Origin of the sequence: Cohnella sp. AR92, from assembly GCF_003990975.1 — a bacterium.
Taxonomy (GTDB): domain Bacteria; phylum Bacillota; class Bacilli; order Paenibacillales; family Paenibacillaceae; genus Cohnella.
Map to the genome: position 1 here is coordinate 247,310 of NZ_RZJR01000009.1, position 25,584 is coordinate 272,893.

General features: G+C 54.7%; 27 protein-coding genes. 11 read left to right on the forward strand and 16 right to left on the reverse strand.

Annotated features, from left to right (window positions below; all coding sequences use genetic code 11):
• Nucleotides 1-375, forward strand: a complete 375-nt coding sequence (locus ELR57_RS16775; protein ID WP_158630050.1) for a VOC family protein — start codon at nucleotides 1-3, stop codon at nucleotides 373-375.
• A gap of 284 nt (nucleotides 376-659) precedes the next feature.
• On the opposite strand, the gene ELR57_RS16780 is transcribed toward ELR57_RS16775, so the two are convergent.
• From ELR57_RS16780 to ELR57_RS16815, 8 genes are all read right to left on the reverse strand, one after another.
• The gene (locus tag ELR57_RS16780) at nucleotides 660-869 is read right to left on the reverse strand and encodes a glycine zipper domain-containing protein (protein WP_126960328.1); all 210 of its coding nucleotides are present in this window, start codon (nucleotides 867-869) and stop codon (nucleotides 660-662) included.
• A 200-nt stretch (nucleotides 870-1,069) separates the two neighbouring features.
• On the reverse strand, nucleotides 1,070-1,435 hold the full coding sequence (locus tag ELR57_RS16785) for a DUF779 domain-containing protein (protein ID WP_126960242.1): 366 nt from the start codon (nucleotides 1,433-1,435) through the stop codon (nucleotides 1,070-1,072).
• A 12-nt stretch (nucleotides 1,436-1,447) separates the two neighbouring features.
• Nucleotides 1,448-2,968, reverse strand: coding sequence for an aldehyde dehydrogenase (adh, locus tag ELR57_RS16790; protein WP_126960243.1), 1,521 nt, complete (start codon nucleotides 2,966-2,968; stop codon nucleotides 1,448-1,450).
• 113 nt (nucleotides 2,969-3,081) lie between these two features.
• Nucleotides 3,082-3,651, reverse strand: a complete 570-nt coding sequence (locus tag ELR57_RS16795; RefSeq protein WP_126960244.1) for a dihydrofolate reductase family protein — start codon at nucleotides 3,649-3,651, stop codon at nucleotides 3,082-3,084.
• Between the two features lie 249 nt (nucleotides 3,652-3,900).
• Entirely contained in the window at nucleotides 3,901-4,668 is a 768-nt protein-coding gene (locus ELR57_RS16800; RefSeq protein WP_126960245.1) for an ABC transporter permease, read from the reverse strand.
• A gap of 1 nt (nucleotide 4,669) precedes the next feature.
• Nucleotides 4,670-5,440, reverse strand: a complete 771-nt coding sequence (locus tag ELR57_RS16805) for an ABC transporter ATP-binding protein (RefSeq protein ID WP_126960246.1) — start codon at nucleotides 5,438-5,440, stop codon at nucleotides 4,670-4,672.
• Between the two features lie 13 nt (nucleotides 5,441-5,453).
• A complete protein-coding gene (locus tag ELR57_RS16810; RefSeq protein ID WP_126960247.1) occupies nucleotides 5,454-6,323 on the reverse strand; it encodes a pentapeptide repeat-containing protein in 870 nt (289 codons plus the stop codon).
• Between the two features lie 13 nt (nucleotides 6,324-6,336).
• On the reverse strand, nucleotides 6,337-6,666 hold the full coding sequence (locus tag ELR57_RS16815; RefSeq protein ID WP_126960248.1) for a PadR family transcriptional regulator: 330 nt from the start codon (nucleotides 6,664-6,666) through the stop codon (nucleotides 6,337-6,339).
• Between the two features lie 186 nt (nucleotides 6,667-6,852).
• On the opposite strand from ELR57_RS16815, the gene ELR57_RS16820 reads away from it, so the two are divergent.
• A complete protein-coding gene (locus ELR57_RS16820; protein ID WP_126960249.1) occupies nucleotides 6,853-8,310 on the forward strand; it encodes an alpha-L-fucosidase in 1,458 nt (485 codons plus the stop codon).
• Nucleotides 8,311-8,397: 87 nt separating this feature from the next.
• Here the strand turns inward: ELR57_RS16820 and ELR57_RS16825 are convergent, their stop codons facing one another.
• Nucleotides 8,398-9,033 (reverse strand): FMN-dependent NADH-azoreductase, encoded by a 636-nt coding sequence (locus ELR57_RS16825; RefSeq protein WP_126960250.1) that lies wholly within the window; start codon nucleotides 9,031-9,033, stop codon nucleotides 8,398-8,400.
• A 133-nt stretch (nucleotides 9,034-9,166) separates the two neighbouring features.
• Here ELR57_RS16825 and ELR57_RS16830 point away from each other — a divergent pair, with 133 nt between their 5' ends.
• From ELR57_RS16830 to ELR57_RS16840, 3 genes are all read left to right on the forward strand, one after another.
• Complete coding sequence (locus ELR57_RS16830) at nucleotides 9,167-9,529, forward strand: winged helix-turn-helix transcriptional regulator (RefSeq protein ID WP_126960251.1); 363 nt, start codon at nucleotides 9,167-9,169, stop codon at nucleotides 9,527-9,529.
• Nucleotides 9,530-9,670: 141 nt separating this feature from the next.
• Nucleotides 9,671-9,952: an ArsR/SmtB family transcription factor gene (locus tag ELR57_RS16835; protein ID WP_126960252.1), complete on the forward strand. Its 282-nt coding sequence runs from the start codon at nucleotides 9,671-9,673 to the stop codon at nucleotides 9,950-9,952.
• Between the two features lie 174 nt (nucleotides 9,953-10,126).
• The gene (locus tag ELR57_RS16840; protein WP_126960253.1) at nucleotides 10,127-11,314 is read left to right on the forward strand and encodes an MFS transporter; all 1,188 of its coding nucleotides are present in this window, start codon (nucleotides 10,127-10,129) and stop codon (nucleotides 11,312-11,314) included.
• Nucleotides 11,315-11,582: 268 nt separating this feature from the next.
• Here the strand turns inward: ELR57_RS16840 and ELR57_RS16845 are convergent, their stop codons facing one another.
• From ELR57_RS16845 to ELR57_RS16855, 3 genes are all read right to left on the reverse strand, one after another.
• Entirely contained in the window at nucleotides 11,583-12,398 is an 816-nt protein-coding gene (locus ELR57_RS16845) for a TrmH family RNA methyltransferase (RefSeq protein WP_126960254.1), read from the reverse strand.
• Nucleotides 12,385-13,056, reverse strand: a complete 672-nt coding sequence (locus ELR57_RS16850) for a potassium channel family protein (RefSeq protein WP_126960255.1) — start codon at nucleotides 13,054-13,056, stop codon at nucleotides 12,385-12,387. Before ELR57_RS16850 ends, ELR57_RS16845 begins: the two co-directional genes overlap by 14 nt.
• A gap of 108 nt (nucleotides 13,057-13,164) precedes the next feature.
• Nucleotides 13,165-14,580, reverse strand: coding sequence for an MFS transporter (locus ELR57_RS16855; RefSeq protein ID WP_126960256.1), 1,416 nt, complete (start codon nucleotides 14,578-14,580; stop codon nucleotides 13,165-13,167).
• A gap of 253 nt (nucleotides 14,581-14,833) precedes the next feature.
• Between ELR57_RS16855 and sspI the strand changes: the two genes are divergently transcribed.
• Nucleotides 14,834-15,055 carry a small acid-soluble spore protein SspI gene (gene sspI / locus ELR57_RS16860; RefSeq protein WP_238162569.1) on the forward strand — a complete coding sequence of 74 codons (222 nt, stop codon included), beginning with the start codon at nucleotides 14,834-14,836 and terminating at the stop codon, nucleotides 15,053-15,055.
• 22 nt (nucleotides 15,056-15,077) lie between these two features.
• Here sspI and ELR57_RS16865 read toward each other — a convergent pair whose 3' ends face one another.
• Nucleotides 15,078-16,838, reverse strand: coding sequence for a sensor histidine kinase (locus ELR57_RS16865; RefSeq protein WP_126960257.1), 1,761 nt, complete (start codon nucleotides 16,836-16,838; stop codon nucleotides 15,078-15,080).
• A 17-nt stretch (nucleotides 16,839-16,855) separates the two neighbouring features.
• Nucleotides 16,856-18,418 carry a response regulator transcription factor gene (locus ELR57_RS16870; RefSeq protein ID WP_126960258.1) on the reverse strand — a complete coding sequence of 521 codons (1,563 nt, stop codon included), beginning with the start codon at nucleotides 18,416-18,418 and terminating at the stop codon, nucleotides 16,856-16,858.
• A gap of 260 nt (nucleotides 18,419-18,678) precedes the next feature.
• On the opposite strand from ELR57_RS16870, the gene ELR57_RS16875 reads away from it, so the two are divergent.
• The 3 genes from ELR57_RS16875 to ELR57_RS16885 are packed head-to-tail and all read left to right on the forward strand — an operon-like array spanning nucleotide 18,679 to nucleotide 21,702.
• Nucleotides 18,679-20,001 (forward strand): ABC transporter substrate-binding protein, encoded by a 1,323-nt coding sequence (locus tag ELR57_RS16875; RefSeq protein ID WP_126960259.1) that lies wholly within the window; start codon nucleotides 18,679-18,681, stop codon nucleotides 19,999-20,001.
• 25 nt (nucleotides 20,002-20,026) lie between these two features.
• Nucleotides 20,027-20,899, forward strand: coding sequence for a carbohydrate ABC transporter permease (locus tag ELR57_RS16880; protein WP_126960260.1), 873 nt, complete (start codon nucleotides 20,027-20,029; stop codon nucleotides 20,897-20,899).
• Nucleotides 20,896-21,702, forward strand: coding sequence for a carbohydrate ABC transporter permease (locus ELR57_RS16885; protein ID WP_126960261.1), 807 nt, complete (start codon nucleotides 20,896-20,898; stop codon nucleotides 21,700-21,702). The genes ELR57_RS16880 and ELR57_RS16885 overlap by 4 nt, the downstream gene beginning before the upstream one ends.
• A 130-nt stretch (nucleotides 21,703-21,832) precedes the next feature.
• On the opposite strand, the gene ELR57_RS16890 is transcribed toward ELR57_RS16885, so the two are convergent.
• Nucleotides 21,833-22,990 (reverse strand): alpha-D-ribose 1-methylphosphonate 5-triphosphate diphosphatase, encoded by a 1,158-nt coding sequence (locus ELR57_RS16890; protein ID WP_126960262.1) that lies wholly within the window; start codon nucleotides 22,988-22,990, stop codon nucleotides 21,833-21,835.
• 148 nt (nucleotides 22,991-23,138) lie between these two features.
• Here ELR57_RS16890 and ELR57_RS16895 point away from each other — a divergent pair, with 148 nt between their 5' ends.
• Complete coding sequence (locus ELR57_RS16895) at nucleotides 23,139-23,474, forward strand: TM2 domain-containing protein (RefSeq protein WP_126960263.1); 336 nt, start codon at nucleotides 23,139-23,141, stop codon at nucleotides 23,472-23,474.
• Between the two features lie 37 nt (nucleotides 23,475-23,511).
• Complete coding sequence (locus ELR57_RS16900) at nucleotides 23,512-23,877, forward strand: NINE protein (protein WP_238162570.1); 366 nt, start codon at nucleotides 23,512-23,514, stop codon at nucleotides 23,875-23,877.
• A gap of 46 nt (nucleotides 23,878-23,923) precedes the next feature.
• Here the strand turns inward: ELR57_RS16900 and ELR57_RS16905 are convergent, their stop codons facing one another.
• The gene (locus tag ELR57_RS16905; RefSeq protein WP_126960265.1) at nucleotides 23,924-25,510 is read right to left on the reverse strand and encodes a peptide chain release factor 3; all 1,587 of its coding nucleotides are present in this window, start codon (nucleotides 25,508-25,510) and stop codon (nucleotides 23,924-23,926) included.
• Nucleotides 25,511-25,584: the final 74 nt, after the last annotated feature.

The window sequence follows — 25,584 nt, forward strand, 5'->3', positions numbered from 1 at the left end:
ATGATAGATTATGTAGAGACCCTTTATATTCCCGTTTCAGATGCAGAAGCGGCAGGTCACTGGTATGCAAAGCATTTTGGACTACAACAAAGAAGAGAAGGCAGCTATTCCGCACTAGTGCTCCCGAGAGGCCAAAGCCTCATGTTTATCGAGACGAATGAGAGGCGAACACTTAATTTTATCAACAAGGAAGGCTATGAAATGTTTGCTGTGACTTTTAAAGTGGATGATGCTCAAGCTCTTCATAGCAAAATGAAGGAACACGGGGTTGAGGTTGGCGAGTGTACGAATGACGGCAATTGCGGATATAACTTCAAAGTATACGACTTGGACGGAAATCGTCTTCATCTATGGGGAGGATTCCCGCTGGGTTAACGCTATTCTTATTTTCAATTCTCTTCGTCACCGGTCGCTAATGGATTCTCACTATAAGAGATCCAATCACTCCAATTGCAGAATTGGCTCTGGAAGCCAATCAGCAATACTTCGACCACGCACCAAAAACAAAAACAAGGCTAGTTTGCAACCCTTGGGAACTTCTATGGTGAAATCTTGAAAGTCTTGTCATGTGCTTATGAGAAGAACTTGCATCATAAAATAAAAAACCACGCTGAGCGTGGCTTCTAATGGATTTTACTAATGGCTGGCCTTGGCGCTATTTATTCGGTTCGACTACGGTCCTCGGCGCCAGCGTTACCACTATCGGCATTCGTAACGCCATCTCCCACCTTATTACCTAACGCGCCACCAGCGACGGCACCTGCAATGGTGCCGAGCGGTCCAAAAATAGATCCCAAGGCAGCCCCTGCAGCAGCGCCGCCAACGGTTCCTACAGCTTCGCCTGCGTTCACATCAGCTATGTTGGTCATGTTGTGTTCTTCATTCTGATTTTGCTTGCTGTTTTCCGTCAACTGTATCACTCCCTTGTTTGTTATAGGGAAGCCGCATCTTTCCAGCGTTTGTCCCGAAACATATCTTGCCCATTTTCTTTTATTTAAATAGGACCGGACTCCTTCTATTCGTACAAAACGCCAACCGATTCTAACGATCGGTTGGCGTTTTATCGATATCAACTGATTCCCAGCTGCGACAACTCCTCCTCGCTGAACATGCGCGATCGCGTTAGAAATCGCCGCCCCGTCGGGCCTTCGAGCGAGAACATGCCGCCGCGCCCCTCGACGACGTCAATGATCAGCTGCGTGTACTTCCAGTAATCGTACTGCGCTTTGGTCATGTAGAACTTGGCCCCGCCAATCTCTCCCATCAGGATGTCAGCATCCCCGACGATTAGCTCGCCTTCCGGAAAGCACATCGGAGAGCTTCCATCGCAGCAGCCTCCCGACTGATGGAACATGACGGGACCGTGCCTCGCCTGAAGCTGCTCGATAAGTGCCAGCGCCGCATCCGTAGCCGTCACTTTCCGCACGGCATCCATTCGTCCGCTCCTTTAGAAGAAGCCGAGCGCGCGCGGGCTGTAGCTGACGAGCAGGTTTTTCGTCTGTTGATAATGGGAGAGCATCATCTTGTGCGTTTCCCTGCCGATGCCCGATCCCTTATATCCTCCGAATGCGGCGTGCGCGGGATAGGCGTGGTAGCAGTTCGTCCAGACGCGTCCGGCCTGAATGCCCCTTCCGATTCGGTAAGAGAGATTCATGTCCCGCGTCCAAACGCCGGCGCCGAGGCCGTACAACGTGTCGTTTGCGAGCTCCAGCGCCTCCGCGGGGTTTTGGAACGTCGTCACGGAGACGACAGGTCCGAAGATTTCTTCTTGGAAAATGCGCATCTTATTATGGCCATTGAACACGGTCGGCTGAATGTAGAACCCATCCGAAAGGTCGCCTTCCAGCGAAGCTCTGCTGCCGCCGATCAAGCATTCCGCGCCTTCTTGCCGGCCGATATCGAAATAAGAGAGGATCTTCTCCACCTGCTCCATCGAAGCCTGCGCGCCGATCATCGTGCTCGTGTCGAGCGGATTGCCTTGCTTGATCGCGGAGACTCGAGCGAGCGCTTTCTCCATGAACCGGTCGTAGATCGATTCTTGGATCAGCGCGCGCGATGGACAAGTGCATACCTCGCCTTGATTGAGAGCGAACATGACGAATCCTTCGATTGCTTTGTCGGCGAATTCATCATCCTGCGCGAATACGTCTTCGAAAAATAGATTGGGAGATTTGCCGCCTAGCTCGAGCGTAACCGGGATCAGATTCTGCGAAGCATACTGCATGATCAAACGGCCGGTCGTCGTTTCCCCCGTGAAAGCGATCTTGGCGACGCGACTGCTTGAGGCGAGCGGTTTGCCGGCTTCCAGTCCAAAACCGTTAACGACGTTAACCGTTCCGGGTATCAGCAAATCTTCGATCAATTCGAGCAGCACGAGAATGGACGCCGGCGTCTGCTCCGCGGGCTTCAAGACGACGCAGTTACCTGCCGCTAGTGCTGGAGCAAGCTTCCACGTCGCCATCAGAATAGGGAAATTCCACGGAATAATTTGCCCGACGACGCCAAGCGGTTCATGGTAATGGTAAGCGATTGTATCGTTATCGATCTCGCTCATCGTGCCTTCTTGGGATCTCAGGCAACCCGCGAAATACCGGAAATGGTCGATTGCCAGCGGCATGTCGGCCGCAAGCGTCTCCCTGACGGGCTTCCCGTTATCCCAGGATTCGGCGACGGCGAGCATCTCCAGATTGGCTTCCATTCGGTCCGCGATCCGATTGAGCAACAGGGCCCTCTCGGTTGCGGAGGTACGTCCCCACGCTTCTTTGGCTTCATGCGCCGCGTCGAGCGCGAGCTCGATATCCTCGGCAGTGGATCTCGGCACCTCGCAGAATGCTTTTCCATCGACGGGAGATACGTTCTCGAAATACTCTCCTCTAACGGGTGCGACCCACCTTCCGCCTATGTAGTTCTCATAACGTTTCTTAAAGCTGATAACCGATCCGCTAGTACCAGGCTGAGCGTAGATCATTTTTTATCCTCCTTTGTATTCGCACGGATTGCAAGCGCTTACGCGAATTTGTTCATCAATACGATTTCTACGCGGACAACGCAGAATATATGCTAGAGCTAAATACGGCGCGACTATCTCTCCAACTCATAGCGGGTCGCGATAATGCCCGATTTGAACGTTCGGCTGGACAGCAGCTTGAGCTTGATCTTCTCGACGCCGCCGTCGAACACCGATTTTCCGCTCCCTAGGACGACCGGACAAATCGTCAGTAGGAATTCGTCGATCAAGCCGAGCTCAAGCAGCGTCTTCGCCGCCCCGGGGCTGCCGAAGATTACGAGATTTTTGCCAGGCTGTTCCTTGAGCGCCTTGATTTGCTCGGCGATATTGTTCTTGATCAGCACGGTATTGTTCCATTCCGCCTTGTCCATCGTGCCGGAAATGACGATCTTCTTAACATGCTGCACCCAATCGGCATGTTCCAACTCGTGCTTCGTCGCATTCGGATCATCCAGCACCGTGGGCCAGTAGCTCTCCATCATCTGATACGTCGTACGTCCGTATACGGGAGAGCCGACTTCGGCTACGACCTCCTCGGCGTATTTCTCTAATTCCTCGTTGTACGGAATCCATTCCAGTCCTCCGTTCGAATCTAACGCATACCCATCCAACGACACATGCATGAACAATACGAGTTTTCTCATGTCCGGTTCTCCTTCGGTTTTGGAATTTATCCTGTGCGATTTAAGCCGTTGTCCTTTGGTTGTCCTGCTGTTACGTTCACTATAAATCATTACGTTACGTAAGGTTCAAGGGGGAATCGGAAAGAATGATCCGTATCCCAGACTTCCATGCGTGTATTCTCACTCCCACTCTATTATACAGTTATTGGATGCGGTCTTGCTCAGGAGTTCTAATAACGCAAAAAAACCGCCATACGGCGGCTAATGCTTTTATACCCTCTTTTTGTATGCTCTCATCGCGAAGAAGTAAGCCACGAGCATAATTCCGACGCACCAAGCGAGAGCGATCCAGATGTCGTTGCCGGGCGTTCCGCCGGACAGCAAGGAGCGAATGGATTCGACGATCGAGGTTACCGGCTGGTTCTCGGCAAAGGCTCGAACGACGGTCGGCATCGAGTCGGTCGGCACGAAGGCCGAACTGATAAATGGCAGGAAGATTAACGGGTAGGAAAAGGCACTAGCGCCATCGATCGTTCGGGCAGACAATCCGGCTATAGCGGCGACCCAGGTTAAGGCAAGCGTAAACAGTACGAGGATTCCCGCAACGGCAAGCCATGGCAGCACTCCCGCGGAGGAACGGAACCCCATCGCCAACGCGACGAGAATAATGACGACCACCGACAGGGCGTTGGACACGATCGAAGTGAGCACATGTCCCCAGAGCAAGGCGGAACGGGAGATCGGCATGGTGTGGAACCGTTCGAAGATTCCTTTCTGCACATCGGTGAACAACCGGTAAGCCGTGTAGGAGATTCCGCTGGCAATGGCCATGAGAAGGATTCCGGGCAGCAGGTAATTCACGTAGTTATCCGTTCCGGCCTGAATAGCGCCTCCGAATACATAGACGAACAGCAGCATCATCGCGATCGGCATGATCGTAACCGTGATGATGGTATCCATGCTGCGGAAAATATGTCTCATGGAACGTCCGAGCATCACGCTGACATCGATGAAAAAGTGTTTCTTTGCCGTCTCCATCTTACTTTCCCTCCTTCTTGCCGATGATGGCGAGGAAGATCTCCTCTAACGTCGGTTGTTTCTCGACATACTCCACTTTGGCGGTCGGGAACATGCTTTTGAGCTCCGCGAGCGTGCCGCTTGCGATAATCCGCCCTTCGTGCAGAATGGCGATCCGGTCGGCCAACTGCTCGGCTTCCTCCAGATACTGCGTGGTGAGAAGGACCGTCGTCCCGCCGTCGGCAAGCTCCTTGACCACCTTCCAGACCTCGATCCGCGCTTCGGGATCAAGCCCCGTGGTCGGTTCATCCAGGAAAATGATCGGCGGCTTGCCCACGAGACTCAAGGCGATGTCGAGCCTGCGGCGCATCCCCCCGGAGTACGTAGACACTCTGCGGTCGGCGGCTTCCGTCAGACCGAAGCGCGTTAGCATGTCGTCCGCCACCTGGCGCGGATTCTTGAGGTATCTCAGCTTGGCGATCATGACCAGATTCTCCCGTCCGGTCAAGATTTCGTCCACGGCGGCGAACTGCCCGGTCAGGCTGATCGTCTGCCGCACGTGATCGGACTGCGTCGAGACATCGAATCCGTTAACGGCCGCGGATCCGCCGTCCGGTCGGAGCAGCGTGGTGAGGATTTTGACAACCGTTGTTTTGCCTGCTCCATTGGAACCGAGAAGAGCGAAAATACTGCCCTTCTCCACTTCGAAATCGACGCCCTTCAGCACCTGCAGCTGCTTATAGGATTTCTGAAGGCCTCTGACTTGAATGGGCTTAGTTAGCACGAATTGCATAGGGTTCCCTCCCTTAGATAACGGTCACTTTCGACAGATCGACGACCCAAAGGCCTTTGAGCGCCGCATAAGTCACCTTATCCATCATCGCGCCGTCGAAGCTGACGGTCTTGAAGGCAAGGTAAGATTTGTTCGTCACGGAGAACGGCAGGCGGAAGGAGACGTTCTTGAGCGTCGCTCCCCGGAACGAAACGTCGTTCATGGCGGATTTGTCGAACTTGACGCCGATGAAGGTCTGCCCGTCAAACCGAAGCCCCCGGAGATCGGAATATTTAAAGTCGACTCCGTTAAAGCTGCAGTTCTCGAAGGATGCTTTTCTAAGGTCGGTCTTGTTGATCGTGACATCGGTCAGTTTCGTATCGGCGAATGTTGCCCCGTCCATCCCGGAGGCGTTAAAGCTGGTGCGAACGAGGGTTGCTTTGTTGAAGCTCGCATTCGTAAGATCAAGGACGGATAGGCTGCAGTCGGTCAGATTGGCTCCGTCGAAGTTGGCATCGCGCGCGTCGCTGGACGCGAACGAGCTGCCGGTCAGGTCTGCGCCGCGAAAGTCGGCTCCGCGCAACGAGGCCGCTTTGAATTCTCCTTTGTGCAGCGTAACGCCCGCGAAGTCGCTCTCTTTAAGATCGACCGCGCGAAGGTTGATCCGCACCTGCCGCTCCAGCGAACGGGAGAGGTTGGAGACCTCCAGGATCGTTTGCTCGATATCGCCGATGCTCTCGATCGTCATCTTAAAGGCGATCTCGTCGTCCTTGCCCTCCGCCCGGAGTTCGCCGTACCTCTCCTGCAAATCGGCGAGCAGATCGGCCTTTAATTCGGCAACGCTCTTGACCCCGTCGTATGGCGTGAAGACGCCGTTCAAGTAATCCGTTACTCTCTGATTCATAGTCTCAATCTCCTTATAATAAATTTTCTAACACGCGCTTGGCATACTCCCAATTGCTCTTGTTGCGGGAGTAAGTCTCCTTGCCCTTCCCCGTAATTCGAAAATACTTGCGCCGTCCGCCCTGCGATTCGTCGCCCCAGTACCACTCGATGTCGCCGTCCGCTTCTAGCCGCCGGAAGCTGGAGTACATCGTCGCTTCCTTCAGTTCATATTCGCCGTCCGAACGCTCGGCAATCAGCTTGACGATCTCGTACCCGTAACGATCCGCTTCCGACAAGAGCCGTAAAATCATCGTATCCGTATGTCCTCGCAGCAGGTCGGATGTGATTTTGTTCTCGCTCATGCAATCACCTCCATGACTGCATGATAAATCATATTACTGTGACTGTCAAGGTACTTCTGTAAACATAATACTCTGTCTGGAACAAAAGGTGCCTCTCTAACCGTCAATCAATAATTTGGTATCCATTTCCTTCGGCATGTCTTATGCTATTAGCTGAGCGAACACCGATAAGGAGGTCATGGGCTGATGGATAGAACGGAAAGGCTGCAAGCCATCGAGGATACGATTGCGCGAGGACGATTCAAGGACGATTGGGGCTCTCTCGCTTCTTTTCGAGTTCCCGAATGGTATAGAGACGCCAAGTTCGGCATCTTCGTTCATTGGGGCGTCTATTCCGTACCCGCTTACTCAAACGAATGGTATCCGCGCAATATGTACATCCAAGGCTCCAAGGAATACGAGCATCACATTCGCGCTTACGGGGATCACAGACAGTTCGGCTACAAAGATTTTATTCCGATGTTCCAGGCCGAACGGTTCGATGCGGAAGAGTGGGCGGATCTGTTCAGCCGCAGCGGAGCCAAATACATCATGCCGGTTGCCGAGCACCATGACGGGTTCCAAATGTACAAGAGCGAACTCTCCCGGTTTAATGCCTACGAGATGGGACCTCGCCGGGATCTTCTAGCCGAGATGAAAATCGCGTTCGAGAGCAAGGGCCTGGAGCTGTGCGTATCCTCCCACCGCGCGGAACACTGGTTCTTCCTGTCCCACGGCAAGGAATTCGATTCGGATGTCCATGAACCGCTGGCATGCGGCGACTTCTATTGGCCCTCGATGCCGGAGCCCGATCATCAGGATCTCGCGGGTTCGCCTCCGAACCGGGAGTTTCTGGAGGACTGGCTGCTCCGCTGCTGCGAGCTCGTGGACCGTTACCGTCCCAAAGTATTTTATTTCGACTGGTGGATTCAGACGACCGCTTTCAAGCCGTACCTGAAGAAATTCGCGGCTTATTACTACAACAAGGGAGAAGAATGGGGGTACCCCGTCGCCATCAATTACAAACACGACGCTTACCTGTTCGGCACCGCCGTTCCCGACGTGGAAAGAGGCCAGTTCGCGGAGCTGAAGCCGTACTTCTGGCAGACCGATACAGCCGTTGCGAGAAATTCCTGGTGTTATACCCCTAATAATGATTACAAATCGCCGGTAGAGATCATTCAGAGCCTAGTGGATATCGTCAGCAAGAACGGCAGCTTGCTGCTCAATATTGGCCCCAAAGCGGACGGAACGATTCCCGACGAAGACCGGGATATTCTGCTTGCCGTCGGCGAATGGCTGCGGATCAACGGGGAGGCGATATACGGCACGAAGTATTGGAGAACGTCCGGCGAAGGCCCGACGGCCATCCAAGAAGGCCAATTTACGGACGGAACGGCCACTTCCTTCACAAGCGAGGACATCCGATTCACCGCCAAAGGAAGCTATCTTTATGCTACGGTTCTGTCATATCCGGAAGACGGCATCGTGCGCGTGCGCTCGCTCAGAGAGCATTCTCCCCACTATCACGGAGTCGTTCGAGAGATTCGCGTGCTAGGCTTCGACGAGCAACCGGCTTGGGATCGGGACAAGGAAGCTTTAACGATCCGAACGGCTGCAGTCAAGAGCTCTACGCCGGTTGTGTTCCGGATCGAGTTGGAATAAATCCCTCGCCCCGTTGCAATAAAATAATGAGAGGCCGACCAACGAGATGGTCGACCTCCTTTTGTGTTGCTTTTTGAACAGCCTCTATTAGAAACGTTTAGCGACTTCTTTTGCTTGTGCGATTGCTTTTGCTTTAATAACCGGAGCTTGCTCTGATCTTGCTGCCGTTCCTTCAACAAAAATGGCCTCAACAGTCGGAATCCCATAAAACTGCAAAATCTTTTTCATATAGTTGTGTCCCATCTCAATCGGAGCTAAAGGTCCTTCCGAATAAACGGAACCGCTAGCTTGAATGTGCAAGGCTTTCTTGCCGGGCAACAGACCTACATATCCCTCTTTGGTCGTTCGGAAAGTCTTGCCCGGAACGGAGGTCGCATCCGTGTATGCTTTCAGAACCGGCGGGACCGTAAAATTCCACATCGGAGACACGAATACGTACTTATCCGCAGCTACGAATTGATCAACAAGCTCTCCGAGACGAGCTACTTTCGATTTCTCGGCATCCGACAGTTGATCGAAAGAGGAACCCGACTGAAGTTTTCCCCACCCCCTTAGAACGTCCGCATCGATATGCGGAATATTCTCTTTGTACAGATCCAAATGAACCACTTCATCTCTCGGATGGGCTTCACGGTACGCTTCAACGAATTCTTGGCCCACGGCGAGGCTATAAGATTCCTCGAGACTAAGGGGATGTGCGGTGATGTACAGGACAGTTGCCATGATTCAAACTTCCCTTCTGTAATTGGATTGATTCGCTTCCTGTACTGATCATATAATATGAACTTAATTATTGTAAGTAAGCACATTGATGTGGTATAACATAAAAAAAGGTACTGTAACGGGAGGCCAACGCATGCAAAAGAATTCTCCCCAATGTCAGTTCGTCGGAACATTGGAAACGATCGTCGGCAAATGGAAGCCGTTAATCATTTATCTTCTGCTCAAAGGCGAACCCTTGCGGTTCAATGAGTTAAGAAGACTGCTGCCCGATATCACTCAACGGATGCTTACGCTCTCTCTGCGCGAATTGGAGGAGGATGAGATCGTTAAACGAGTCGTTTATCCGCAAGTTCCGCCGAAAGTGGAATACTCCATCACGGAATACGGCATGAGCCTGTCTCCGGTGATGGAAACCTTACACCAATGGGGAGCGGCCCATGTTGAGCGAATGAAGCGCACGAAGGAACGAATCATAACTAGCGACTCAGCCGATTGAAAAATGAACCGTGAGCAGTGGATACTCGGCCTTCGAGGCATGGATTGGCAGGATTCGTATCATCTATTTACAATGGCTGCCGAGGTATGTTATCCTGTTTCCAAAGTTTTCGAAATATATTGGCAAAGGCGGTGAGAATCCATGGTCGAGGACAACGAGGAAGTCAAACAAGCAGTGAAAGTGTACAAAGCACTCGGAGAGCCGACCCGGATCAAAATAGCGATGCTTCTTAAGGAAGAAACGAGTCTCTGTTGTTCCGACATCGGTAATAAGCTTGATTCCGTTCCAAATTCAACGCTGTCTCATCACTTGAAGCAGCTCACAGAAAGCGGCCTGCTCTCGCTGCGAAAAGACGGCACGTACATTTATTACAGTGTCAATAAAGAAGTCGCTCTGAAGTATGCCCCGTATCTCCTGAAGTAGTGGTTTTTTTATTCAATATTTCTATGTATTTAGAAGTATGGAATCAATTAAAGAGAAGTACGGATAAGAATCCGTAGTCTTTTGCTATATGCGTTTATCGTTCGCTTTATAATTCTATATATTTAGAAATATAAAACTATCATATAGAGAGATACGAATAAGGAGATGGAGCGTTTGTCTTACAATTTGAAAATATATATGCTGGCTTTAGTCAGCTTTCTCGTCGGCACATCCGAATTCATCATTGCCGGCATTCTGGATAAAGTATCCGTCGATATTGGTGTCTCGGTTGCTGCGGCCGGACAGCTAATCACCGTCTTCTCCCTCGCTTATGGGTTCGGGACGCCATTCCTAATGGCAGCCGCCGCCAAAGTCGACCGCAAAAAGCTGATGTTATACGCGCTCTCGGTATTTATCGTTGGTAACGTCGCGGCTTACTTTTTCTCCGGCTTCGCCGCCCTCATTGTTTCCCGCGTTATTGTAGCGCTCAGCAGCGGCGTATTCGTTGTCACGGCACTCACGGTCGCTGCGAAGCTCGCACCGGCGGAGAAGCAGGGCAGTGCCATCGCCACGCTCGTCATGGGCTTCAGTGCCGCGCTGATCGTCGGGGTACCCCTCGGCAGGCTAGTCGCTTCTGCTTATGACTGGAAACTGGTTTTCGGCGGCATCGGATTTCTCGGACTGTTCGCGATGCTGCTCATCGCCTTTGCGATTCCGAGGACGGATGGTGAGCAGCCGGTACCGCTGCGCGACCAACTCAAGCTGCTCAAGAATCCGAAAATCGCCGTTGCGCTCGGCATTACATTTTTCTGGCTAGGCGGCTACTCCATCACCTATACGTATATTTCCCCCTTTCTGCTTGATATTACTGGAATGAGCGAGAAATTCGTAAGCATCGCACTGCTTGCGTTCGGAATCGCCAGTCTGATCGGCTCCAAGCTGGGCGGCTTTAGTACCGACCGTTGGGGATTCAAGCGTACTCTCGTGACCGGAATGCTGTTCCATTCAGCATGGCTAGTCGTGATTTCGTTTGCCGCACATTCGCCTTTGCTGATGTTCCCGCTGCTCATGCTCTGGTCCCTCTCCGCTTGGTCGTCTGGCCCAACGCAACAGTATCACCTGATCTCGCTCGCGCCCGATGCGACCAGCATTATGCTTAGCCTAAACAGTTCCGTCCTGCAGTTGGCCATGGCTGCCGGCGCGGGTATCGGCGGTGGCATCGTGGAAGGCGCTTCGTTGACCGACGTCACCTGGATTGGCGCTGCCGTCGTCGCCCTCGCCGCGCTCCTGTCGGCAGCGGCCTTCGGTTACTTCCGCGTCGTCGCGGCTTCCCGGGCAGGCGCAAGAAGGTCCAGCTCGTAATAAACCGCAATTGCTCCAACAGGGCAGCACCGAACGCGCCTGACCCATCATCTCAAGAAGAAGCCCGCAGCTACCGCTTTGACAAGCAGGCTGCAGGCTTCTAATCACAAGCTTTTAATTTGTTTTGTATCACTTAGCAGTATCTATGGAACCGTCTCGTCCAGCGAAGAAATATTCCGAACATAAACCATGAGCTATAACCTATTTTCCACCGGACAAATGCATTCGTGCATAATAGCAACCCACACAGGGTGGGAATAATTACAGGTCACTTCAACCGCTGGCGTTGAGCCTCGAACAGAAGCACCGTGGCCGCCATGGCCACGTTCAGCGACTCCGCCTTGCCGGTCATCGGGATGATGATCGGCTGATCGACCAACGCCTCCGCCGCAGGAGACAGCCCGCTACCTTCATTCCCGAAGAGCAGCCAAGCATCGCGGCCGAGATCGACCTCGTAGCAGGACTTCGTCGCCTGCAGGCTCGTCCCGTACAAGACCTTCCCCTGCTCCCGGGCTTCGGGCAGCAGCTCCATCAGGTCGGCTTCCATAACCGGTATGTAGAAAAGAGTGCCCATCGTGGACCGGAGGGTCTTCGCGTTATACAGATCGGCCGTCCCTTTGCCGAGCACGACGGCGGCGGCACCGCTGGCGGCGGCGCTGCGGACGATCGTTCCGACGTTGCCGGGATCCTGCACGCCGTCCAAGACGACGACCGGTCCCGCTCCGTCCGCGAACAGAACGTCCCGCTCTATTTTCCTCTTATAAGCAACCGCGAAGATCGGCTGAGGGGTCTCCGTCTCGACGCACTTCTCGATGATATCCGGCGACACCGGAATCCAGGAAGGCGACGTCCCGCCGCTCTCTCCCGACTCGAAGTAAGGAATCAGCTCGTCCGGTATACCCATTCCTTCCTCGAAGACAATGCATTCCAGCGGCCACCCGGAAGCGAGAGCCTCCCCGACAAGATGGACACCCTCCAGCTTGAAGCGCCCTTCCTTCTCGCGGGCTTTGCGTTCCGACAGCTTCGCCCACCCCTTCACCCGGGGGTTCGAGAGCGACGCGAGCGCAGGTTCAAGGTTCGGCATAAGCTTGCTCCAATCGGGTCAACTGCTCGTTGCGGCCGACGATGACCAGAATATCGCCCTTGAGCAGAGGCTCGTCCGACGGGAAGGAGATATTCATCTGGTCGTTGCGCTTGACCGCCATGACGTTGCACTGGTATTCGGCCCGAATATCGAGCTCCCTCAGGTTCTTGCCGCGCATGGCGGTCGGCGCCGCCAGCTCCACGATGCTGTAATCGTGGGAGAGATCGATGTGCTCCATGATATTCGGCGAGATCAGGTTGTGGGCGACGCGCAGGCCCATGTCCCGTTCCGGGAAGACGACCTTGTCGGCGCCGATCTTGTTCAATACCTTGCCATGCAATTCATTCTGCGCTTTAACGATGATCTTTTGTACGCCCAGGTCCTTCAGGATAAGCGTCGTCAGAATGCTGGCTTGAATGTCCTCGCCGATCGCGACGACGACGACGTCGAAATTACGGATCCCGAGCGCCCGCATCGCTTCTTCGTCGGTCGAGTCCGCCGATACGGCATGGGTAACGATGTTGACGACATCCTGTACACGTTCCGCATTGTCGTCGATAGCCAGCACCTCGTAGCCCATATCGCATAAGAATTTGGCGACGCTGGAGCCGAAGCGTCCCATGCCGATAATCGCGTATTGTTTCTTGTTCTTTGCCATAACCGCAGCCTGCCTCCTCCCAATCCGTTAGCCAACCTTTATCAATTTATTATAACTTAACTTTCGCCGCCTATGAAATCAAGACCGAAGGCAGGATTCGAAACGAAGTCAACCTTCGCGAACGAGGACATCCTGCTTCGCCTCCAATTGCCGGTTGCGGCTAGGCAAGCGCAGCGCTGCCATCCCTCCCGCGAAGGATAGGATGCTGGAAGCGATAATCGCCGGAGAGAATCCGTCCGTGAACGATTGAGCGCTGTCGTAACCTCCGCAGGCATGGAACACGGTTGCGAGAATCGCGATGCCGAATACGCTCCCGAGCTGCCGCAGCGTATTGAATACGCCGGAGGCTTTGCCGATCTCGTACGGCGCTACCGATCCCATTACCGCGCTCATCGTGGACGGCTGCGCCATGGACAATCCGCATCCGCTGATGAGCATCGGGGCAACGAAATGCGTATAAGAAGTATCGGGAGCTGCGATCAGTCCGATCCACAGCATGCCAGCCGCGTGCATGAAGTGCCCGACAACGATTAGAGGCTTCTCGCCGATCCGCTTCACGACGCTGCCGGCGGCGGGCGCGACAAGAAAGATGGAGGCGGTCCAAGGCAGCATACGAAGTCCCGCTTCGAACGGACTGTAGCCATGTGCGATCTGCAGATATTGGCTGATAAAGAATAAGGCGCTGATCAATGACGAATAGAGCAAGAAGTTTGCCGTATTGCCCATGGAGAAGGCGCGATTCCGAAACATTCGCATCGGCAGCATCGGATGACGGGAGCGGCTTCCCCAGAAGACAAACAGCAGCAGGAAGAAGATTCCCCCCGCGATAGGCAGCAAGATCTCCAGGCTGAGCCAAGCTGCGCTGTCGGTTCGAATCAATCCCCACACCAGGCTCAGTACGCCGCAAGCCGCGAAGAGAATACCCGGCAGATCAAGCTCGCGATTCGGTCCATAGCTCTCGTCGATGCGGTTCCATAAAGCCCCAAGAAGCAATCCCCCGATCGGAGCGTTCAGCCAGAATATCCATGGCCAGGACAGCCCCTCGGTGACCGCGCCACCTACGACCGGGCCTGCAATGACGGCCAGACCGATGATACCGCTGAAGATCCCCATGATCTTCGCTCGCGTCTCCGGCGGGAACGACGCGCTGAGAATCGCGACGGCAAGCGGCATGATCAAGGCCGCTCCCACCCCTTGAATCGCCCGGAAAGCAATCAGCCATTCCAGACGATGGGCCAATGCGCACGCGACGGAAGCCGCCGTAAAAATTCCGATGCCCGCCGCGAACATCCGCCGCCTTCCGAACCGGTCGCCCATCGCCGAAGCGGTCATTAAGAGAACGGCGAAGGTCAAAATATAAGAGTTGACGATCCATTCCAACGCCGCAAGCGAAGCGCCGAACTCCTTCTGAATCGTGCTGAGCGAAGTGGATACGACCGATGTATCCAAGACGACCATGAAGGCAGCTAAAGATAAGAGAAGCAACAACCATACGCTCGAAATCGATCCGTTCCCTTTTTTCATTGCATTCGACTCCCTTTTCTACGATTGATGAGATCGTAAGGAAGTCGGCCGGAAGGATTCGATTTCTACATCGACAATAAAAAAACTTCGGCGTAAAGCCGAAGCGGGGGACCCGGTTTACCGGTATAATACGACTGCAATGGATCGATTCTTTGACGGAAAGGCATCCGCTTCGCGGCATATCTCCGTCCGGACGAGGGAATTCTACACAAAGCCGCGATCGCGGCTCTTCATACCCAAAGGAGGATCGCCCGTGACGCTTACCATGAGCTTGCGCGAAGCCATTGTGCACCGGGTCAAAGACAAGAAGCAGGAGGAGCTTCGCGATGTGATCGAGGATTCGATCGGCAATGCGGAGATGACGCTCCCCGGTCTTGGCGTGCTGTTCGAGATGATCTGGCAGCACAGCGCTCCCGAAGATCAGCAGAAGATGGTGAATATCCTGCACGGCCAGCTCCAGTCGTCCCCCTCTTGAACCGACCGGCTGCGGCCGTAAGCTAATCTTGCCCGGACTCCGAGATCGGCAGCGTAATCTTGACCGCCGTTCCATAACCCGGCTCGCTCTCGATGCGAACTCCGTAACCCGGGCCATACAGCAATTGAAGGCGACTGTGGACATTATCGATTCCGATGCCGGATAGATGATGTCTCTTTCGCGCGTTTGCTTGGCTCGCTTCGGCAGACATGCCGATCCCATCGTCCATCACTTCCAGCACGAGCCGGTCTCCTTGCCTGCGGGCGAACAGGTGAATGTTGCCGTTCTGATGCCCCGGGAAGGCATGGAAGAACGCATTCTCCACGAATGGCTGCAGAATGAGCTTGGGCACGTACAGGTTCCGGCAATCGTCGGCGACCTCGTAATGCACGTCGATCCTCTCCCCGTACCGGATCTGATTGATGAAGACGTAGTGCTTCAGCGTCTCGATCTCCGTCTCTACCGTTACCCGGTCTTCCGTTCGGCCGAGCGTGCTCTGGAGCATCGAGATGAGGCTGTCGATCGTCTGGTCGACTTGCTCCGTCCGATGCATCTTGGCCAAGTATTTGATCGTGCTGAGCGTATTATACAGAAAGTGCGGATTGATCTGCATCTGCAGGGCGTTCAGATCCGCCTTCCTCCGCTCCTGCTGCTCGATGACGAGCTTATCGGTGTATTGCTCGATCTCCTTAATCAACCGATTATACGCGTTCGCCACCACATTCGTCTCGTAGCTGCCGCTCTCCTGCAAGGGATGGAAGACCAGACTGTCCCCTTTGGACGTCTGCATCGTCTTGACCAGCTGATAGAGAGGCCGGGTGATCCGCCGGCTGAGCAGATAGACGAACGCGATACTGGCGATGAGCACGATAGCAACCTGCTTGCTGATCTCCTCCGATATCGAGTACAGAGGCGCGAACGCCGTTTTCTGCTCGATCTCCTCCAGCAAGTACGCGTCGTATTCCGGCAAGTAGAAGCCGAGATAGGTAATCTTATCCGACTTCAACATCAACACGCCGTCTTTCTCCCCGGCCGCTGCCTTCGCGACGGCGAGCATCTCCGGGTTGTTCCGGCTCGTCCACTCCCGCTTGCTGCTCGACATGACCATTCCGGCGGAGGATACGAGAGAGATATCGATCCCCTTCGAGAGATAGGGACTGTACTTCTGGTAGATATTCTGCTCGTCGATGACGACGGCGGCATAGCCGTAAATAAGGTTCGTCCGACCATCGACCAGAGGCTTCGTGGCAAAAATAAAGTTGTCGTAAGGAACCGAATCGGCGAACAAGTCCGGGCTGCTGTTGTAGCGAATGAGGTTCGGAATTTGGCCGTTGACGGTCATGTATTTGGAGACAATGTCCTGAGGGATCTTGTCCCACTTCAGCGCATTGCTCGAATAGTGCCTCCCCCCCTTGCCGGGCAGGGCAGACACGATAATATGCGAATGCTCCGGGCTTAAATAGTCCTTATAGAGATCCATGTAACGACCGAGCGCGATAACCAGGTTAAGCTGCTCCAATGGGGTAGTGGCCGGTTTCGTAATATAATTGCGGAAAGCGTTGCTGCCGTTCACCTGAAGCATCGTATTCGTGACTTGGTCGTTGTATTTCAACAGGTCCTCCGTCATCAGCCGCAGATTGGCCGAGGCGCTCTTCACGACCTGCCGCAGCAGGATACGTTCCGAGAGGCTTGTCGCCGCCATCGTGAGTATGAAGGAGATAAGGACCATCCCCGACAGGATCAACAGGACGATCCGCACGAAGATGCTGTTCTTCCGGAACACGGGCTTCCCCCCGACTTTTATTGTAGAATTTGATTGCGGAATTCGACCGGCGTCATCCCCGTCATCTTCTTGAATACCTTCGAGAAGTAATTGTGCTCGGAGAAGCCGGTCAATCGGCTGATCTGGGAGATCGTCAGATTCGAAACAGGCAGCAGCTCCTTCGCCTTCTCGATTCGAACCCGGTTGATATAGGCGGTTAGATTCTCGTTCGTCCGCTGCTTGAAGTAAGTGGATAGATAGCTGTAGTTCATATGAAGCTGCTCCGCCAGATCTGCCAGCGAGATGTCGTTCGAGTAATTCTCGTTCACGTATTCGTAAATCTTGTTCAAGAGGAACGATTGCTGCTGATCCTGGCTACGGAATGCTTCCGACTCCAGCTCGGCGAAGAACTGCGTCAGAATCTCTTCCAGCTCGGCGAGGTCCAAGGCGAGATCGATCGTCTTGAACAGCTTCAGCCGGGCCTGGCTCGTCTCCGTGATCGGCAGCTTCAGATGCTCCAGGTTGCTCAACGCGGTATACACGATATTTTGCGAGAAACGCTTTAAGCTGTATTCGTCATAAGCCTGAAGAGACTGCATCCGGACGAATAGCGCTTTCAATTGAGCGAACGCCTTATCGAGGGCGACGACCCGCAGGGAAGCGGTGAACTGCGCGTGATCGAACGGGATCGGTTCCGACTCCAGGCGAATCTTCGTCTCCGTGACGCAATGCTGCTTCGGAAAATAGAACAGTTTGCCCAGGCACTGGGTCAGGCGGTCATTCGTCGCGGCGATCTGCTCCAACGGCTCGAACGCTCCCGAGAGGACGAACACGATGGATCCCAGCGCTTCCTTCGCCTCCTGCGTGAACTGGCGCAGGACGGTGATCGCTCGGACGACTTCGTCCGGGTGGTAATTCAGAAGCAGCAGGATCTCATTCTCCGGGAACGCGCACGCATAGTCGAATCCGTTCATATGCTTCTTGGCCAAGCCTAGCAATTGCTGTTCCAACTGGCTCTGCGTCTGCTTGCTCCTCGAAAGGGCGGGGCCGGTCGAGGCTTTGACGATCCGATAGTGGGAAGAACGAAAAAAAGGGCTTAACCGCCGCACGTACTCTTTTTCATCCCCCTTCTCCTTCCCTCCTCCAAGCCACTCAGCTAACAGAAGGGACGGATCGGCTTCCTGCTTCCCGCGATCCTGCCGGTCCGGGCCGCCTTCCCCTCCAAGCGTCCGAATGAGCTCGATAAGCTCGGGCGCCGATACCTTCGGCTTCAGCAGGTAATCGGTCACTCCGAACTTGAATACTTCCCGAACGTACTCGTACTCGCTGTAGCTGCTGAGCACGACGATCTTCACCTCGGGATAACGCTTCCGCATCTCCTTCGTGAACTCGACGCCGTCCATGACGGGCATGACGATGTCGGTCACGACCACGTGCGGACGGGCGGACTCCATATATTGAAGCGCTTCTTCGCCGTTGGCGGCTTGCGCCACGATCTCGATGCCGTATTCGGACCAATTGCACAAATGGACGATTCCCGTACGCAGGATGGCTTCATCGTCGACGATCATGACGCGATACGTCCCTGTATGCGGTAACATAGGTGCACCACCTTAACTATACTCGTTACCTACAATAATGCATTTGGAGTCTCCCTGCATAGATTCGGCGGCATTTCAGCCAAACATGCAAAAGGATTATCAAGGATCCATAATTTTTACTATAGTTTTGCCTCGCCGACGGCAAGAGCCAAAATACGTGCTATCGAAAGGGGAAATATTGTTATACAGCGCAGGCCTATTTTCTTAGCATTAGACATGTACCGATTCTCACTACGTTAACAGATAAGGGGTTGTACTCGATGAAGAAAATGCTCTCCGTATCCATGGTTGCGGCGTTGTCCGCCGGACTGCTGGCCGGCTGCGGCTCGAACTCCGGCTCGAACGCGAATTCGAGCGCGGAAGCTTCCGCTTCCTCCGGCGGTTCCGCCGGCGCCAAGCAGAAGGTTGTCGCCTGGGCGTGGGATCCGTCCTTCAACGGCGCCGCGCTGAAGATCGCCGAAGAGTTGTATCAACAAGATCACCCGGGCTTCGAGCTCGAGATCGTGGACATGTCCAAGACCGACCTGGAGCAGAAGCTGAACACGAATCTAGCAGCCGGCGTCAAGTCGGGGCTGCCTGACATCATTCTCGTCAATGACCCTAACATTCAGAAATACGTAACGGCTTATCCGAACACGTTCGCCGACTTCACCGACAAAGTCGACTTCTCGCAATTCTCGCCGTACAAAGTGGATGCGCTTACGGTTGACGGCAAAGTATACGGCGTTCCGTTCGACATCGGCGTCACCGGCATGTTCTACCGCAAGGATTACCTCGAGCAAGTGGGCTTCGCCCCGCAGGACCTCGAGAACATTACTTGGGACCGCTATATCGAGATCGGCAAGGCCGTGAAGGAGAAGACGGGCAAGTACATGTCCACGATCAACCCGAACGACGAGGCTCTCACCTCGATTCTGCTGCAATCCGCAGGCTCCTGGTACATCACCCCCGAGAACAAGGGCAACTTCACGAACAATCCGGTCATGGCGGAGACTCTCCGCGTGTACAAGGCGATCGCCGATTCCGGCATCGCGAAGCCGGTTACGGGCTGGAGCGAGTTCGTCGGCAGCTTCAACGCGGGCGACGTCGCTACGGTCGTCTCCGGGGTATGGCAAATCGCGTCCATCATGGACGCCAAGGATCAAAGCGGCAAGTGGGCCGTCGCTCCGATTCCTCGCCTGAACATCGACGGCGGCAAGAATGCTTCCAACGAAGGCGGATCCAGCTGGTTCGTCTTGGATAACTCCAACAATAAAGACCTCGCGATCGACTTCCTGGCGAAGACGATCGGCGGCAACAGCACGTTCTACGAGCGCTTCCTGACCGAGAACGGCGGCGTCGGCTCCTACATTCCGGCCTTCTCTAGCGATGCTTACGGCCAGACGTCCGAATTCTTCGGCGGCCAAGCGATCTACAAGGACTTCACGCAGTGGTCGACCGAGGTTCCGGGCATCTCCCTCGGCATGTACACGCAAGAAGCGAAGGACGCTCTGAAGAACGAGCTTCCTAACATCCTGAACGGCGCGGACCTGACGAAGAGCCTGTCCAGCATTCAGAAGCTGTTCGAACAACAAGTTCAATAATTCATCAGATAGCAGGTGGTAAATCGTGGGAGGCAAGACGAAATCGTCTCTCATCGGGTGGCAATTTGTTGCATTGCCTTCAGCGATCATTTTGCTTTTCAGCTTCTACCCGATGGTTCAATCGTTGCTGTTATCGTTCCAATCCGGCAAAGGTACGGTCTATGAGTATGTTGGGTTCGCCAACTACACTCGCCTGTTCTCGGACCCGGTGTTCCGGCAAGCGCTGCTGAACACCTTGCTGTACCTGATTATCCAGGTTCCGATCATGCTCTTGCTGGGGCTGGTCATCGCGAACTTCCTGAACATTCCGAAGCTGCGCTTCAAGGGATTCTATCGCACGGCGATCTTTCTGCCGTGCGTCACCTCCCTCGTCTCATACGCCATCCTGTTCAAGAGCATCTTCTCGATCGACGGGATCGCGAACCAAATGCTGCTCAACCTGCATTTGATCGACGAGCCGATCGCTTGGCTAATGGATCCGGTGTGGGCGCGAATCGTCATCATTCTGGCCATCACCTGGCGCTGGACGGGCTACAACATGATTTTCTACCTGTCGGCCATGCAGAACATCGATCCGAGCGTCTATGAGGCCGCCTCCATCGACGGCGCTTCGAAGACTCGCCAGTTCTTCCGGATTACCGTACCGCTGCTGAAGCCGATTCTTCTGTTCACGGCCATCATCTCGACCAACGGCACCTTGCAGCTGTTCGACGAAGTCGTCAACATTACGAACGGCGGCCCGGGCAATTCGACGATGACCATCTCGCAATACATCTATAACTTGTCCTTCGTCTATACGCCTAACTTCGGCTATGCGGCTACCGTGTCCTACGCGATCGTCATCATCGTGGCCGTGCTGTCCCTGATCCAGATGAAAGTCGGAGGTGAGAAACGATGAAGAACATCAGAATGTCCTTCGTTCATCTGTTCCTCATCGCCGCTTCCTTCCTCTCGCTCTTCCCGTTCGCTTGGATGATCATCGGCATGACGAACACATCCTCCGACATCGTGAAGGGGAAGTTCAGCTTCGGCGGCCATCTGTCGGCCAACTGGAACAAGCTGCTCGATTCGGCGGATCTGGGAGCGGCCTTCTACAACTCCTTCTTGATTGCCATCCTTGGCACGGTCGGTACCCTGCTGTTAAGTTCGATGGCCGGTTACGGCTTCGAGGTGTACCGTTCCAAGGGGAAGAACCTGCTGTTCAACGTGCTGCTGCTGTCCATGATGATCCCGTTCGCGGCCGTCATGATCCCGCTCTTCCGGATGTTCAGCAGCTTCGGCCTGCTCAACTCGCCGTTCGCCGTCATTCTGCCGTCGATCACGACCGCGTTCATGATCTTCTTCTTCCTGCAGAATACGAAGTCGTTCCCGCGCGAGCTGCTTCAAGCCGGCCGGGTGGACGGCTTGAACGAATGGCAGCTGTTCTCCCGCATCTACATGCCGACGATGAAGCCGACGTACGCGGCGGCCGCCATCATCACGTTCATGAACTACTGGAACAGCTACCTGTGGCCGCTCATCGCGCTGCAGACGCAAGACAAGAAGACGCTGCCGCTTGTCGTCTCCTCCCTCGCGTCCTCCTACAATCCCGACTACGGGATCGTCATGGTCGCGATCGTTCTGACGACGCTGCCGACGCTGCTTATCTTCTTTATCCTGCAGAAGCAGTTCGTCCAAGGCATGCTCGGCTCGGTGAAGTAAGCGAGCAGGAGAAGAGCCGTAACCCGATTCGGTCGGGTTACGGCTCTTTTTTTGCGGCTGCTTTGGCGCCGGGGAGGCGCCATGGAGCTTTCTAACCCGATGATGTCGGGTTACAGCCGCGTACCTGCGGTCACCTGTAATCGTTCGTCTGCTGAACGACGGTTCCTCCCACGATAGTCGCGCCTACGACCGCGCAATCCTGCACCTTGCGGACGATCAGAAGATCCGCAAGCTTGCCGACCTCGATCGAACCGACCTCCGCCTCGATTCCCATGGCTCGTGCCGGATGGAGCGAGGCCATCGCAACCGCTTGCGCCAACGGAACGCCCTCCTTGGCCATATGGAAGATAGACTCAAGCAACGAGGCAGGATGGTAGTCCGAGCATACGATATTCGCGGCTCCCGCCTTGATCGCGTCGATGGCGGACAGGTTCTTGTCGTGCGAGCCGCCCCGGACGATGTTCGGCGCTCCCACGCATACGTGAAGCCCTTGCTCGGTCGCGTATTGCGCGGTCTCCAGGTTCAGCGGGAACTCCACGACATTCGCTCCGAACGAGAGAGAATGGTTCACTTGCCCGATCGAATCGTCGTCGTGCGAAGCGATCGCGACGCCCGCTTCGCCCGCCTGCCTGGCCAGCCTCCGCAGCTCTTCCCAATCGATCCTCTGCCGTCGTTCCTGAAGCTCCCTCACGATCGCGTCCGCTTCATGAATATCGACTCCCTGGTTCTTCATCACGTACCGTTCGAAAGCCCCCGGCCGATGGTATTGGCCAATCCCCGGCGCATGGTCCATGAAGCTCAGGTAATTCACGCTGCCGTCCGCAAGAAGCTGCGCCGCCATAGGCAGTCCCGCAAGGTAGGACACTTCGTATCTCAGATGAATGCGGTGACGGATCATCGCTCTCTGCTCGCGACTCTTTAGGATGTGCTTGATCAGGCCTGCCGTAACGTGTTCCCCTCGCAGGCTTAAGCCTACCCCCAGAGACAGCGAGTGATACATCGTCGTGATCCCATGCAGCGCCAGCTTGCGTTCATATTGAACGAAGGCCATCCCGAATGGGAAAATCGTATTCGGCCGAGGCTCGACTTCCTTCTCGATGGCGTCGCAATGCAAGTCGATAAGGCCGGGGAGAACGAACGCGCCTTGGGCGTCGACCACTTCATCGCCTTCTCGAATCCACCGGTCCGCGGCCCCCGCCTCGATCGCTTTCACTCTCCCGTTCCGAATCAATAAGTCCGCCTGGATCACGCCGCCCGGAACGACGACGCTTCCTCCTTGAATAATCATCTATCGCTCACCCTGCCCTCCGATTTGCTTCTCTCATCCTATTTCCCTGCTTTATCAAGAATAATATTGTCGAAATATATCGTAAATGATAAGATTACTTATGATTTCCTACATCTCCCATAAAAGGTGGTTGTACACTCTGGACACAATGAGACTGAAGTCCCAGTTGGATACCAAGGAGCTGCTGCTTCTGGAATCCGAAACGAAGAGTCAAGGCAAGAACATGGTTGTGGCTTATATTTTATGGTATTTCCTCGGCTATTTCGGCGGCCATCGCTTCTACATGAAGAAGACGGGCTCCGCCATCGCCATGTTGATTCTGTCGATTACCCTTATCGGCATGATCGCTACTTTCATCTGGTGGATCGTCGATGCCTTCCTTCTTCACAATTGGGTAAAGGAGCACAATCGCCAGGTAGAGGCTAAGATCGTCAACCAATTGATTTCTGCGCCGAAGCAGCCCCCGGCTCCGTATTCCTTCTGACATGGACAAGCAATCTCTCACGATAAACGAGCTGCTATTGCTTAATTCCGAGATGCGGCTGCGCGAGAAGTCCATTGCTCTGGTCTACATCCTGCTTCTGGGCGGTCACCTGGGCATTCACCGCTTCTACCTGAAGAAGCCGTTATCCGGATCTATCCAATTGGCGCTGTCCGTTCTGGCCACGATCTTCTACTTCATCTTCGCCTTGACGACGGCGGAAGCGGAAGATTATGGCGAATGGTGGGCATTCGTTTTGTGTCTTCTCTGCGCTGCCGCGGTCTTCGTCTGGGTCATCGTGGATCTATTCCTGATCCCCAAGATGGTCAAGCGGCTGAACGAGGAGAAAGAACAGGAGATTGTCAAACAGCTGCTCGAATATAGAAATCTTCAATCCTTTAGGTAAAACAAGCCTCTTGCGGTCGGTCCGCAAGAGGCTTGTTGTTTGTGAATTACGGTGCCGTCTCCAGGAATTTCACTTCCGGCATGCGCTCCATCGCCGTGCGCATCGCGTATTCGTTCTCGAACAGCGCGACGTAGTTGTCGTTCTTGTCCTTGACGAGCGTCGAGTTGATGCGGAATTTGGTCGGGTCGACCTTATCGGCGACGATCCAGCGCGCGAATTGGAACGTCGTGCGCGCGAGCTGAATGTCGACGCCGTATTCGTTCTTCATCCGATACTCGAACACGTCGAATTGGAGCTGGCCGACGACGCCGAGGTAAGTATCCTCGAACACGCCGACGGAGGTGAACACCTGAACCATGCCTTCTTCCGTCAGCTGGTCCAGCCCCTTCAGGTATTGCTTCTGCTTCAGCGCGTTCTTAACCGATACCTTGGAGAATATCTCCGGGGAGAACGTCGGCAGCTCGTCGAACACGATGCTGCTTCCTTCGCTCAAGGAGTCGCCGATACGGAAGATGCCCGGGTCGAACAAGCCGATAATGTCGCCGGGATACGCGGTATCGATGATCTCGCGGTCCTGCGCCAGGAATTGCTGCGGCTGCGCCAGCTTGATATCCTTGCCCGCGCGGACGTGGCGAACGCTCATGCCGCGTTGGAACTTGCCGGAACAGATCCGCAGGAACGCCAAGCGGTCGCGGTGCGCCGGGTTCATGTTCGCTTGGATCTTGAAGATATAGCCGGAGAACTTCTCCTGATCCGGCTCGACCGGTCCGGAGGTGCTCTGGCGGGAGGTCGGTTCCGGAGCCAACTGCAGGAAGTTCTCGAGGAACGTCTGCACGCCGAAGTTGTTGACCGCGCTGCCGAAGAAGACCGGAGTCAATTGACCGGCCAGCACCTTCTCGTAGTCGAACGGATCGCCGGCGACGTCGAGCAGCTCAAGGTCTTGCGCCAGCTGGTCGGCAAGATAATCGCCCGCCATCTCGCGGATGCGCGGATCGTTGTAGTCCGCTACCGGGCGAACCTCGATCGTGGAATGGTCGGTGCCTTGGAACAGCTCGACCTGGTTCTTCATCCGGTCGTAGACGCCGCTCAGCTCGCGGCCCATGCCGATCGGCCAGTTCATCGGGACCGAACGGATGCCCAGCACGCGCTCGATCTCTTCCAGCAGCTCGAACGGATTCTGGCCTTCTCGGTCCAGCTTGTTGATGAACGTGAAGATCGGAATGCCGCGCTTCGCGCACACCTGGAACAGCTTGATCGTCTGCGCCTCGACGCCCTTGGCGACGTCGATCAGCATGACCGCGCTGTCGGCGGCCGTCAACGTGCGGTACGTGTCTTCGCTGAAGTCCTGGTGACCCGGCGTATCCAGAATGTTGACGTGCTTGCCGGCATATTCGAATTGCATAACCGAAGAAGTAACCGAGATTCCGCGCTGCTTCTCGATCTCCATCCAGTCGCTCGTCGCATGGCGGGCCGCTTTGCGCGCTTTGACGGAACCGGCGATATGAATGGCTCCTCCGAACAGGAGCAGCTTCTCGGTAAGGGTTGTTTTCCCCGCGTCGGGGTGAGAGATAATCGCGAAGGTGCGGCGCTTGGCCACCTCTTGTTTCAATTCTTCGCGCAGCGTTTGGCTCATTGTCTGAAGTTCCCTTCCCTAAAAAAATGGCAATTATCATTATAGCACAATGTCCCGCAGGAAAGGGAAAAACG